This is a genomic window from Pseudomonas sp. I8001, from assembly GCF_013385345.1.
GTDB lineage: Bacteria > Pseudomonadota > Gammaproteobacteria > Pseudomonadales > Pseudomonadaceae > Aquipseudomonas.
In genome coordinates this window covers 83,402-96,028 of sequence record NZ_JACAQC010000030.1, presented here as the reverse complement: position 1 = coordinate 96,028, position 12,627 = coordinate 83,402, and the positions used below count along the sequence as shown (strand labels likewise).

The following is a 12,627-nucleotide window of genomic DNA, read 5'->3' as shown; positions in this document are numbered from 1 at the left end:
ACGCGTTGCGTTATCGCGGCTGAAAGAAGTCCGTCAGGGCCGCGCCCAAGCCATCGAACACCACGGCGATGCGCGGGACCTTGCGCATGTCCTGATGCATGGCGATCCACACGTCAACCTTGAAATCCACCTGCGCGGGCAACACCCGCACCAGCCCGTGACGTTGTGCCACCTGGGCTGAACACACGCCGATCCCCAGCCCCGCACGCAACGCGGCCAACTGCGCGAGGTGATCGTCGGTGCGAATCACCGTACTGGGCGCCGAACAGTCGAAACCGCGCTCACCCAGGAATTCGATCTCCAGCAAGTTGCGGTCCGGCCCGATCAGCGGGTAGCCGTGCAATTGCGCAACGGTGTCCGGCGTGCCCTGCTCTGCCAACAGTTCGGGTGCGGCGTACAACCCTACGTGAAGGTCGCCGACCTTGCGCGCGACCACCGTGGATTCGACCGGGCGACGGATACGTACGGCGACGTCGGCCTCTTGCCGGGCAAGTGCCTGCAGCCGATTGGATACGCTCAGCTCGATGGCCAATTGCGGATGATCACGGCGCAGGCTGCGCAACATGGGCGGCAGCACTTCAACGCCCAGCAGCTTGCCGCTGGTGAGCCGCACCGTGCCGCCGGCGAGGGCCGTGTCGGCCGAGGCTGCGCGGCTGAAGGCGTTGGCGGCAACGGCCATCGCTTCAACGTGGCTGATCAGGTCCTTGGCCGTGTCGGTGGGCAACAGCCCGGCAGGTGAGCGGATAAACAGGCTGACCCCGACGCTCTGCTCCAGGGCCTCGATCCGTCGCCGCGCGGTGGCCTGGGCGATCCCCAGCAAACGGGCCGCGCCCGAAAGGCTGCCGGTGCGCAACACGGCGAGGAAGGCGCGCTGGGTTTCCCATTGGAGTTGCGGGGCGTTCATACATTTCCTGTGAGCCGCTGGGCAGTTTTGGCGGATGTTCTTTGTTCGGGGGCTGCGGCATGCTGGCGAGCATAACCGATGGGGCTTTCGCCCTCACTTTGCACAGGATCGTTTTTGATGACACTCACGGGCCAATGTCGCTGCACCCGCGTGACCTACACCCTCGATACCGACGCGCCGCTGGCGGTGTATGCCTGCCATTGCCGCCACTGCCAGACCTGGAGCGGCAGCGCGTTTGCCCTGCATGCGCTGTTGCCGGCGGATGCGCTGCGGGTTGAAGGTTCGCTGACGGAATATGCCTATGACGTTGATGGGCAGCGCTCGGAACATCGGTTGTGCGGGGTGTGCCATACGCGGATCTGCAACACCACGACGGCCGCGCCGGGGTTGGTTGTGCTGCGGGTCGGGACACTGGATGAGAGCCCGTCCGTGCAGCCGGTGGCGCATATCTGGCTGCGGCACAAGCAGCCGTGGGTAACGCTGGCGGAGGGTGTTCCGACCTGGCCGGAAAGCCCTGCGCCCCAGGCGTTTGCGCAGGCGTTGAGCGTTCCCCTGTAGACATGACTCACACCCACACTGTGGCGAGGGAGCTTGCTCCCGCTGGGTTGCGCAGCAACCCCAAAAGCATTGACCGGCCCATCCTGAAAGACCGCAGCGGCCTACCAGGGGGCGCTTCGCACCCCAACGGGAGCAAGCTCCCTCGCCACATTGGGCTCTGCGTCGATGTTGAGGCTCAGCACTTCGCCATTGCGCAACTGCCAGGCGAAGAAGTCTGAGAAATCATCGCGAACCAATGCGCGAATCGCCTTGGCGACAACCCCATGGGCAACCAGCACCACCACCTGTTGCCCATGGTTCACCAGCAACTGATTCAATCCGCCCCGGATGCGCTCGACGAACTGCGAGATTGACTCACCGTCCGTGGGTGCCCGCTCCCATTGCCGGGTAATATTCTGCGCCCAAAGGTCGGGATAACGCTGCGCCGCCTCCGCCTGGGTCAGTCCCTCAAACACCCCCACGCCGCGCTCACGAAACGCATCCAGCGTAGGCAGTTGCAGCCCATCATCCGCAAACACAATGGCCGCCGTTTGCTGAGCCCTGCGCAGCGGCGAGACGATGACGGCGTCGATCTGCGCCGGCAATTTTTCCCGCAACTCCCGCGCCTGCAGCACGCCCCGTTCGTTGAGATCAATGTCCAGCGAGCCCTGGTAACGCCCCTCGGCATTGGCTTGAGTTTCGCCGTGACGAACAACATACAACTGCATACCGCCCTCCTTCATCCTGACGCTGAAAGGCCGCGAACGGCGCACCCGATAAAGGCCTAAGCTAAGATCGAAAAATTATTTATCGAATGTTTTTTAGAACAATAAGCTCACCTTAATCCATTAAGAGTCGAGCACGCCATGCCCCAGTTTTCGCTCCATCGTCTTTTCATCACTGGCCTGGCCACACTGGGCCTCTGCACCACCCTGAGCACACAAGCCCAGGAAACCGTACGCATCGGCTACCAGAAATCCTCGACCCTGATCACCTTGCTGAAAACCCAGGGCACCCTGGAAAAAGCCCTCAAGGCCGACGGCATCGACGTCACCTGGCACGAGTTCCCCAGTGGCCTGCCGCTGCTGGAAGCACTCAACGTCGGTAACGTGGATATCAGCGCCGACGTGGCCGACACCGTGCCGATCTTCGCCCAGGCCGCCCAGGCCAAGCTCACCTACTTCGCCCAGGAAGCGCCCTCGCCCCAAGCCCAGGCGATCGTGGTGCGCAAGGACTCGCCGATCCAGCAACTGGCGGATTTGAAAGGCAAGAAAATCGCCGTGACCAAGGCCGCCGGCACTCACTATTTATTGATCGCTGCCTTGAACAAGGCGGGGCTGGCCTTCTCCGATATCGAGCCGGCGTACCTGACGCCCGCCGATGGCCGCGCTGCATTTGAAAACAACAAGGTTGATGCCTGGGTCACGTGGGAACCGTTCCTCACCAGCGTGCAGCGCCAACTGCCCACCCGCACCCTTGCGGACGGTACCGGGCTGGCCAGCTACAAGCGCTATTACCTGACGGTTACGCCCTACGCCAAGGCGCATCCCGAAGTGCTGAAGCTGGTGTACGAGCAGTTGCACCAGGCTGGCAAGTGGGTGAAGAGCCACCCGCGTGATGCCGCGAAAGTGCTGGGGCCATTGTGGGGCAACCTGGATGTGGAGACTGTCGAGGCCGCCAATGCTCATCGCAGTTATGAGGTACAACCGGTGACGCTGGATCAACTGGGGGAGCAACAGAAGATTGCGGATGCGTTCTTCAAGGCGGGGTTGTTGCCCAAGGCGGTGGATGCGCAGGATGTGCAGGTGTGGAAACCCTGAGGCAGTCAACTGTGGGAGCCGGGCTTGTCCGCGATGCAGACAACTCGGTACTCCAGTCATACCGCGGTGATGCCATCGCAGCCTCGCCAAAGCTCGACAGCTCCCACAGGTGATGTTCAGGGCCTGGACTATCGGCGGTGTCAGCTTTTACGCGTCGCGTCATCCAGCGCAAGGATGGTATGAGCATTGGTCACCGTGGTCGCCAGGGTATTGATCACTCCCGAGCGCAACGCCCCCAGCGTCGCCGCCGCCTTGGTGTTTTCACTGGCAATCGCCACCACATCCGGAATCCGAAACAGCTCCTGCACCGTCAACCCGATCACCCGCCCCTGAATCGCGTTGACCGCCGGCTGGCCATGAATGTCGATGAAGTCATAACCCATCATGTCCCCCACCGTGCCGGACAACCGCGCCTGTGCAATTTCCTGGGGCGAAAACCACCCCATGCGCACCATGTTGCTGTTTTCACTCATGTCACCGATGCCGATCAACGCCATGTCCGCACGGCGGGCACGGTCAAGCGTGGAACGCACCGTATCGTTGCTGATCAACACCCCACGCAGTTCCGGGTTGGCCACCAGCGCCGGGGCGTACAGGCTTTCACTCTCGCCACCAAACCGCAGGGCCAGGCGCCGGCAAATATGGTCGGGGTTCATGTATTCACCCGCCTTGAGCGAACCGCCAATGGCGCACACAAACGTGCAGTTGCGGGTCACCGGCAAAAATACGTTATCGGCCACCGCACCGACATTACGCCCCATGCCAACCGCGACGATCATCCCGTCGCTGAGGGTTTTGTTCAGGTAGTTGGCCACCAGGCTCGCCACCGCCGAGCGCTGGGTGTCCGGGTCGCTGTGGTCGACCGCAATCAAGGCGCGGTCCAGCTGGAAGCGCTCCACCAGCGCCTGTTCCAGCTCGTTGTTCATCGCCGGGTGCTGCAACACCCGCACCTCGACAATCCCTTCATCCCGTGCGCGTTTGAGCAGGCGGCTGACTTTTGCCCGGGACAGGTCGAAGCGCTTGGCGATGGCTTCCTGAGTGACGTTCTCAAGGTAATAGAGCATCGCCACTTCGGTCATCAGGTCGATGTCGCTGGCGATGCGCTGGGTACTGTCACTCATGGGCACGGGCTTCCGTTTCGGTGTCAAAGGCGCATTCTCCCGACTCTTGCCCCGTTCCGTCCACTACTGATGCCCGTCACGCTCGATCGCGTTGATGCGGTCGACCTTGGCCCCGGAACGCGCGGCTTCGAACTCCGACTCCAGGAACGACTTGACGATGCTCTTGGCCAGTTCCGCGCCGATCACCCGTGCACCGATGGACAGGATCTGCGCATCGTTGCTCTTGCGTGCCCGCTCCGCCGAATAGGTGTCATGGGCCTGGGCCGCACGAATCCCCAGGACTTTGTTGGCCGAGATGGCCATGCCGATGCCGGTGCCGCACACCAGCACGCCCAAGCGTTGCTCGCCGGCATTGATCGCCGTGGCCACCGCCAGGGCAATGTCCGGGTACAGCACCGGCGCCGTGGAATGGGTGCCGAAGTCCGTCACCGGGTAACCCAGCGCCTCGATATGGCGCTTCAACAGTTCTTTGAGCTCATAACCCGCTTCATCGCATCCGATAGCCACCGGGAAAGGTGTGTTCATGGCGTTTGGCTCCGCTGCCGTTTTGGGTGCTGGAGAGTGATCATATGATCACTCAGTGAAATTTAGCTCAGTCATTTCTCGGATATTCCAGTCGCCCTGTCAAGCAGGATTTAGCTGACCTCCCAGTCAAAGCCCTCTAAATCGGCGTACTTTGCGCAAATCCATCCATTTACAACTTTTCAGTGAAAGAGATTGACTGATCAGAATTTCATTTGATACACATATGCTCACAGCGAAACATGACTGTGCGACCTAATAAGAATTCACAGCACGAGGACACGCCGATGGCCACGCCATTACTGCTCCAGGCTGAACACGTCGCCAAGGCTTACGCCGGGATTCCTGCCCTGCGTGAGGGGCGCCTCTCTCTGCGGGCCGGCAGCGTCCACGCCCTGTGCGGCGGCAATGGCGCAGGCAAATCGACTTTCCTGAGCATCCTGATGGGCATCACCCAGCGTGACGCCGGGACCATCCTGCTCAACGGCTCCCCCGTTCAGTTCAACCGCCCCAGCGAAGCACTCGCGGCGGGGATCGCGATGATCACCCAGGAGCTGGAACCCATTCCCTACATGACCGTCGCCGAAAACATCTGGCTGGGCCGCGAACCGCGCCGCGCCGGCTGCATCGTCGACAGCAAGGAGCTCAACCGGCGCACTCGCGAACTGCTGGAAGGCCTGGAGTTCGACGTCGACGCCACCAGCCCCATGCATCGCCTGAGCGTGGCGCAGATCCAGCTGGTGGAGATCGCCAAGGCATTCAGCCACGACTGCCAGGTGATGATCATGGACGAGCCCACCTCGGCCATCGGCGAGCGCGAGGCCGAAACCCTGTTCAAGGCCATCCGCCGCCTCACCGCCCGTGGTGCCGGCATCATCTATGTGTCGCACCGCCTCAGTGAACTGGCGCAGATTGCCGACGACTACAGCATCTTTCGCGACGGCGCCTTCGTTGAGACCGGGCGCATGGCCGATATCGACCGCGCCCACCTGGTGCGCGGCATCGTCGGCCAGGAACTGACCCGCATCGACCACAAGGTCGGCCGCGAATGCGCCGCCGAATGCTGCCTGGACGTCGACAGCCTGAGCCGCGCCGGCGAGTTCCAGGACATCAGCCTGCAACTGCGCCAGGGCGAGATTCTCGGCATCTACGGGCTGATGGGCTCGGGCCGCAGCGAATTCCTCAACTGCATCTACGGCCTCACCACGCCGGACTCCGGCAGCGTGACCCTGCAAGGCAAACCGATGCCCATCGGCCTGCCCAAGGCAACGATCCAGGCCGGCATGTCACTGGTCACCGAAGACCGCAAGGACAGCGGCCTGGTGCTCAGCGGCAGCATCCTCTCGAACATCGCATTGTCGGCGTACAAGCAGCTGTCGAGCTGGTCGCTGATCAATGCCCGCAAGGAAAACCAACTGGCCCAGGACATGGTCAAGCGCCTGCAGATCAAGACCACTTCCCTGGACCTGCCGGTGGAATCCATGAGCGGCGGTAACCAGCAAAAAGTGGTGCTCGCCAAATGCCTGTCGACCCAGCCGATCTGCCTGCTGTGCGATGAGCCGACCCGGGGCATCGACGAAGGCGCCAAGCAGGAGATCTATCACCTGCTGGACCAGTTCGTGCGCGCCGGCGGCGCGGCGATTGTGGTGTCGTCCGAAGCCCCGGAATTGCTGCACCTGAGTGACCGTATTGCCGTGTTCAAAGGCGGAAGGCTGGTGACCATCAGCAGCGATACCGCCCTTTCCCAGGAAGCCTTGTTGAGTCTTGCCTCATGAATGCCAAATCACTTTCTACACCTGCAGCCGCCCCCGTCACGACCGCACCCCGCAGCCGCCTGCGCCTGTCCCTCGACCGCTTCGGCCTGCCGCTGGTGTTCATCCTCCTGTGCCTGGTGATGGCCTTCGCCAGCGAATACTTCATGACCTGGCGCAACTGGATGGACATCCTGCGCCAGACCTCGATCAACGGGATCCTCGCCGTGGGCATGACCTACGTGATCCTGACCAAGGGCATCGACCTGTCGGTGGGCTCGATCCTGGCCTTTGCCGGGCTGTGCAGCGCCATGGTCGCGACCCAGGGCTATGGCGTGCTGGCGGCGGTCAGCGCCGGGATGTTCGCCGGGGCGATGCTCGGGGTGGTGAACGGCTTTATGGTCGCCAACCTGTCGATCCCGCCCTTTGTCGCGACCTTGGGCATGCTGAGCATTGCCCGGGGCATGACCTTCATCCTCAACGACGGCAGCCCGATCACCGACCTGCCCGACGCGTACCTGGCACTGGGTATCGGCAAGATCGGCCCGATTGGCGTGCCCATCGTGATCTTCGCCGTGGTCGCGCTGATCTTCTGGATGGTGCTGCGCTACACCACCTACGGCCGCTATGTGTACGCGGTGGGCGGCAACGAGAAGAGCGCGCGCACCTCCGGGATCGGCGTGCGCAAGGTGATGTTTTCGGTGTACGTGGTCTCGGGCCTGCTCGCCGGGCTGGCCGGTGTAGTGCTGTCGGCGCGCACCACCTCTGCCCTGCCCCAGGCCGGCACCTCGTATGAGCTGGATGCGATTGCCGCCGTGGTAATCGGCGGCACCAGCCTGTCGGGCGGTACCGGCACGATTGTCGGCACGCTGTTTGGCGCATTGCTGATCGGCGTGATCAACAACGGCCTGAACCTGCTCGGCGTGTCCTCCTATTACCAGCAGGTCGCCAAGGGCCTGATCATCGTGTTCGCAGTGCTGATTGACGTGTGGCGCAAGAAGAAACGCTAGTTCTGAAAACTACCACTACAACAATAACGGAGTTCTCTCATGAAACCTGGTACGACTTTGGCCGCCGTCGCGGCACTCTCCCTGCTCGCCAGCAGTGTCACCCTGGCCGCCGATGGCAAGACCTACAAGATCGGCGCCGCCGTGTACGGGCTCAAGGGCCAGTTCATGCAGAACTGGGTGCGCGAGCTGAAGGAACACCCCGCAGTCAAGGACGGCACCGTGCAGTTGACCGTGTTCGACGGCAACTATGACGCACTGACCCAGAACAACCAGATTGAAAACATGGTGACCCAGCACTACGACGCGATCCTGTTTGTGCCGATCGACACCAAGGCCGGCGTCGGCACCGTGAAGGCCGCCATGAGCAATGACGTGGTGGTGATCGCCTCCAACACCAAGGTGGCGGACGCCAACGTGCCTTATGTTGGCAACGATGACGTGGAAGGCGGTCGCCTGCAGGCCCAGGCCATGGTCGACAAACTCAAGGGCCGCGGCAACGTGGTGATCATCCAGGGCCCGATTGGCCAGTCGGCGCAGATCGACCGCGAAAAGGGCGAGATGGAAGTACTGGGCAAGCACCCGGACATCAAGATCATCGAGAAGAAAACCGCCAACTGGGACCGCGCCCAGGCCCTGGCCCTGACCGAAGACTGGCTGAACGCACACCCCAAGGGCATCAACGGGGTGATCGCGCAAAACGATGACATGGCCCTCGGTGCGGTGCAGGCGTTGAAGTCCCATGGGCTGACGTCCAAGGATGTGCCGGTGACATCCATCGACGGCATGCCGGATGCGATCCAGGCGGCGAAGAAAGATGAAGTGACCACCTTCCTGCAGGACGCCCAGGCCCAGTCTCAAGGCGCGCTGGATGTGGCGCTGCGGGCGCTTGCAGGCAAGGATTACAAGCCGCAGTCGGTGATCTGGGAACGTTATGGCAAGGACGTGAAATGGGGTGACGGCACCGCCAGGAACTACATCCTGCCGTGGGTGCCGGTGACCAATGCGAATGCGGATGCGCTGTACCAGCAGGTGAGCGGTACGAAGTAAGTTTTGACTTGAAACCCGGTCAAGTGTGGGAGCGGGCTTGCTCGCGAAAGCGGTGGATCATTCAACAGATGTGCCACCTGATACACCGCTTTCGCGAGCAAGCCCGCTCCCACATTGGATCTCCACCGATCTGAAAAATGGAGTCATGTTCATGTCTGGATTCTGGAATCAAGCCTTCGACCTCACCGGCCGCTGCGCCGTGATCACCGGCGGGGCCGCCGGGATCGGTCTGGCTTGTGCCAGCCTGCTGGTGGAACGCGGCGCGCGGGTGGCCCTGCTGGACCGCGACCCGGCCGTGGTCGAAGTCGCCGCCAGCCTCGGCGCCGGGAACATCGGCATCGCCGTGGACCTGCGCCAACTCGACCAGGTGCACAGCACCGTCGATTACGTATTCGATCACTTCAAACGCCTGGATTACCTGGTCAACAGCGCCGGCGTGGCCCTGCTGGACAAGGCCCTCGACGTCAGTGAAAACGCCTGGGACACCACTCTCGACATCAACCTCAAGGCCAGTTTCTTCGTGGCCCAGGCCTGCGCCAAACACATGCTGGCCCAGGGCAGCGGGCGCATCGTCAACCTCGCCTCCCAAGCGGCAGTGATCGGCCTGGACCGTCACGTCGCCTACTGCGCCAGCAAGGCCGCCGTGGTCGGCATGACCAAGGTGCTCGCCATGGAATGGGCGCCGCATATCAACGTCAACGCCATCTCCCCGACCATCGTCGAAACCGCCCTCGGCAAAAAGGCCTGGGCGGGCGAGCTGGGGGAACGGGCCAAATTGCAGATCCCGGCGGGCCGCTTTGCCCAGCCGGAAGAAATCGCCGGGCTGGCGTTGTACCTGCTCAGCGACGCCGCACAGATGATCACCGGGGAAAACGTGGTGATCGACGGTGGCTACAGCATCCAGTAATTGATCTTTTGTCGTGAGGTTTATCGTCATGTCTACCGTTACCGAACGCACTGCCGAACAACTGTCTCCCGTCATTCCGAAAACCATGCAGGCCGTGGTCTGTCACGGCCCCGAAGACTATCGCCTGGAGACCGTCGATGTGCCGACGCCCGGCCCCGACGAGATCCTCACCAAGGTCGAGCTGTGCGGCATCTGCATGGGCGACATCAAGACCTACCGCGGCGCGCCCTCGTTCTGGGGCGACGCCGAGCAGCCGCGCTACGTGAAGCCGCCGATGATTCCCGGCCACGAATTCGTATGCCGCGTGGTCGCCCTTGGCCCAGGCGCGGAGAAGCGTGGGGTGAAGGTCGGCGACCGGGTGATTTCCGAACAGATCGTGCCGTGCTGGGGCTGCCGCTTCTGCAACCACGGCCAGTACTGGATGTGCCAGAAACACGACCTGTATGGTTTTCAGAACAACGTCCAGGGCGCCATGGCCCAGTACATGATCTTCACCAAGGAAGGCATCATCCACAAAGTACCGGACTCGATTGCCCCGGACGAAGCCATCCTGATCGAACCCCTGGCCTGTTCGCTGCACGCGGCGGAACGGGCGAATGTGGATTTCGACGACATCGTGGTGGTGGCCGGCGCCGGCACCCTGGGCCTGGGGATCATCGGTGCGGTGCGCATGCGCAACCCGAAAAAACTCATCGTGCTCGACATGAAACCCGAACGCGCTGCCCTCGCCCTGCGCATGGGTGCGGATGAAGTGTGGAACCCGGCCGAAGTCGACGTGATGGCGAAGATTCGCGAGATCACCGACGGCTACGGTTGCGACATTTACATCGAAGCCACCGGGCACCACAAGGCGGTGAACCAGGGCTTGGCGATGTTGCGCAAGCTGGGGCGCTTCGTGGAATTCAGCGTGTTCAACGACGAGGCCACGGTGGACTGGTCAATCATCGGTGACCGCAAGGAACTGGACGTGCTGGGCTCGCACCTCGGCCCCTACATGTACCCGCGCGCCATCGACTTTATCGGCAACCGCAAGATCGACATGCGCGACGTGGTGACCCACAAGTTTGCCCTGGCGGACTTCAAGGAAGCGTTTGCGGTGATGGAGCGCGGGGACAAGTCGCTTAAAGTCGTCCTGGAACCCTGATTGGCCCAATAACACAAAACCCTGCGGGCGCCGGGCTTAGGCTTTTTGTGGGAGCTGGCTTGCCTGCGATGCAGACGCCTCGGTCTATCTGTGACACCGAGCCGATGCAATCGCAGGCAAGCAAGCTCCCACAAAAGCCCCCGGCTCCCACACCAAGAACAAGAACACAGGAAACCGCGTTATGAATCGAGTGATAAACGATCCGGACCAGGTGGTGGAGGACATGCTGCGGGGTATTCTGGTCGCGCACCCCGAGCTGCGCCAATACGAAACCAATCCCCGGGTGATCGGCAAGGCCAAGCCGTCACCACAGGGCCGAGTGGGCATCGTGACCGGCGGCGGCTCCGGCCATGAACCGGCGTTCCTTGGCTATGTCGGCCCGGGCCTGGTGGACGCCGTGGCCGTCGGCGAAATCTTCTCCTCGCCCACCGCCAAAAGCTTCTTCGACGCCTTCCGTGCCGCCGACCACGGCGCCGGCGTGGCGTGCCTGTACGGCAACTATGCCGGCGACAACATGAACGTGAAGCTGGCGATGAAGATGGCCGCCAGCAAGGACATGCGCATCCGCACCGTGGTCGCCAACGACGACGTGGCCTCGGCGCCCAAGGCCGACATCGCCAAGCGTCGCGGCGTGGCAGGCGAGATCTTCATGTGGAAGGTCGGCGGTGCGGCCGCGGCCCAGCATTACGACCTGGACGGGGTGATTCGTGTCGCCCAGAAAGCGGTCGACAACTGCCGCTCCATCGGCATCGGCCTCACGCCCTGCACCATCGCAGCGGTGGGCAAGCCGAACTTCCAGATTCCCGACGGGCAGATGGAGTTGGGCATCGGCCATCACGGCGAACCGGGCATTGAAGTCATCCCGATCGAATCCGCCGAGGCCATGGCGGCCCGCATGCTCGCACCGATCCTCGCCGACCGCGACTTCAGCCAGGACGACAGCGTGGTGGTGCTGGTCTCGGGCCTGGGTGCGACGCCGGTGATGGAACTTTACATTTTCTACGCCGAGGTTGAACGTCAGCTGCAAGCCAGGGGCTTGAAGATTCACCGCTGCTACGTGGGCAACTACTTCACCTCCCTGGAAATGATGGGCGTGACCCTGACCTTGCTGGGCCTGGACGCCGAGCTGAAATCCCTGATCGACCAACCCTGCCGTTCCATCGGCATGACCCAGGCGGACTAAACCATGAGCCAGCATTTCTCCACCCACGACGGCAGCGCCATCGTCGCCGACCTGGTCAGCGTGATCGTTGCCAACCGCGAATACCTGAGCGAAGTCGACGGCGCCATTGGCGATGGCGACCACGGCATCAACATGGCCAAGGGGTTTGCCCATTGCGGGCGCACCATTGAAGGCCGCCAGCTGACCCTGGCCGAAGCCCTGGATGAGTTGACACTGAGCCTGATGGAAGGCATCGGCGGCTCCATGGGGCCGTTGTATGGCAGCCTGTTTATCGGCATGGCGGATGAGGTGCGCGGCAGCGAACAGATTGACGCGGCGACCTTTGCCCATTTGCTGCGGGGGGGGTTGACCTCGTTGCAGGACATCACCGAAGCCGGCGTGGGTGACAAGTGTTTGATGGACACCTTGATTCCGGCGGTGGAAGCGTTTGAACAGGCCAATGGGTCGGGGGCGTCATTCAGTGAGGCGTTGGAGGCGATGAAAAGTGCTGCTTCGCGGGGGCGGGATTCCACCAGGGACCTGGTGGCAAAAATCGGCCGCGCCAGCCGCCTGGGCGAGCGCTCACTGGGTGTACTGGATGCCGGAGCGGTATCGTGCTGCTTGATACTGACGCGATTGGCGGATTCGGTTCAACCGCGGTTGGTGTAGTGCTTGAAATGACCCCTTCGCGAGCAAGCCCGC

Annotated in this window: 13 protein-coding genes; 9 read left to right on the top strand and 4 right to left on the bottom strand. The window is 62.5% G+C overall.

All coding sequences use genetic code 11. The features are described 5' to 3' along the window. Positions 1-10 precede the first annotated feature (10 nt). Entirely contained in the window at positions 11-904 is an 894-nt protein-coding gene (locus tag HX839_RS20350; protein WP_087694863.1) for a LysR family transcriptional regulator, read from the bottom strand. A gap of 117 nt (positions 905-1,021) precedes the next feature. On the opposite strand from HX839_RS20350, the gene HX839_RS20345 reads away from it, so the two are divergent. After that, entirely contained in the window at positions 1,022-1,462 is a 441-nt protein-coding gene (locus tag HX839_RS20345) for a GFA family protein (RefSeq protein WP_177019908.1), read from the top strand. Positions 1,463-1,563: 101 nt separating this feature from the next. Here HX839_RS20345 and HX839_RS20340 read toward each other — a convergent pair whose 3' ends face one another. Then, positions 1,564-2,169, bottom strand: coding sequence for a histidine phosphatase family protein (locus HX839_RS20340; RefSeq protein ID WP_003215723.1), 606 nt, complete (start codon positions 2,167-2,169; stop codon positions 1,564-1,566). Between the two features lie 138 nt (positions 2,170-2,307). On the opposite strand from HX839_RS20340, the gene HX839_RS20335 reads away from it, so the two are divergent. Further along, the gene (locus tag HX839_RS20335; RefSeq protein WP_177067607.1) at positions 2,308-3,261 is read left to right on the top strand and encodes an aliphatic sulfonate ABC transporter substrate-binding protein; all 954 of its coding nucleotides are present in this window, start codon (positions 2,308-2,310) and stop codon (positions 3,259-3,261) included. Positions 3,262-3,401: 140 nt separating this feature from the next. Here the strand turns inward: HX839_RS20335 and HX839_RS20330 are convergent, their stop codons facing one another. Together HX839_RS20330 and rpiB are read right to left on the bottom strand one after the other, a co-directional pair. Next, positions 3,402-4,382, bottom strand: coding sequence for a sugar-binding transcriptional regulator (locus HX839_RS20330; protein ID WP_003215718.1), 981 nt, complete (start codon positions 4,380-4,382; stop codon positions 3,402-3,404). Positions 4,383-4,445: 63 nt separating this feature from the next. After that, a complete protein-coding gene (gene rpiB / locus HX839_RS20325; protein ID WP_003215716.1) occupies positions 4,446-4,907 on the bottom strand; it encodes a ribose 5-phosphate isomerase B in 462 nt (153 codons plus the stop codon). Positions 4,908-5,191: 284 nt separating this feature from the next. On the opposite strand from rpiB, the gene HX839_RS20320 reads away from it, so the two are divergent. From HX839_RS20320 to dhaL, 7 genes are all read left to right on the top strand, one after another. Continuing rightward, positions 5,192-6,679 carry a sugar ABC transporter ATP-binding protein gene (locus HX839_RS20320; protein ID WP_003215714.1) on the top strand — a complete coding sequence of 496 codons (1,488 nt, stop codon included), beginning with the start codon at positions 5,192-5,194 and terminating at the stop codon, positions 6,677-6,679. Further along, entirely contained in the window at positions 6,676-7,665 is a 990-nt protein-coding gene (locus HX839_RS20315) for an ABC transporter permease (protein WP_003215711.1), read from the top strand. The genes HX839_RS20320 and HX839_RS20315 overlap by 4 nt, the downstream gene beginning before the upstream one ends. A 39-nt stretch (positions 7,666-7,704) precedes the next feature. Then, the gene (locus HX839_RS20310) at positions 7,705-8,712 is read left to right on the top strand and encodes a substrate-binding domain-containing protein (protein WP_087694868.1); all 1,008 of its coding nucleotides are present in this window, start codon (positions 7,705-7,707) and stop codon (positions 8,710-8,712) included. 151 nt (positions 8,713-8,863) lie between these two features. Then, a complete protein-coding gene (locus tag HX839_RS20305; RefSeq protein ID WP_076016986.1) occupies positions 8,864-9,619 on the top strand; it encodes an SDR family oxidoreductase in 756 nt (251 codons plus the stop codon). A gap of 28 nt (positions 9,620-9,647) precedes the next feature. Continuing rightward, positions 9,648-10,763 carry an erythritol/L-threitol dehydrogenase gene (locus tag HX839_RS20300; protein ID WP_008434653.1) on the top strand — a complete coding sequence of 372 codons (1,116 nt, stop codon included), beginning with the start codon at positions 9,648-9,650 and terminating at the stop codon, positions 10,761-10,763. A 181-nt stretch (positions 10,764-10,944) separates the two neighbouring features. Beyond that, positions 10,945-11,946 carry a dihydroxyacetone kinase subunit DhaK gene (locus HX839_RS20295; protein WP_003215684.1) on the top strand — a complete coding sequence of 334 codons (1,002 nt, stop codon included), beginning with the start codon at positions 10,945-10,947 and terminating at the stop codon, positions 11,944-11,946. Positions 11,947-11,949: 3 nt separating this feature from the next. Then, positions 11,950-12,594: a dihydroxyacetone kinase subunit DhaL gene (dhaL, locus tag HX839_RS20290; RefSeq protein WP_177049910.1), complete on the top strand. Its 645-nt coding sequence runs from the start codon at positions 11,950-11,952 to the stop codon at positions 12,592-12,594. Positions 12,595-12,627: the final 33 nt, after the last annotated feature.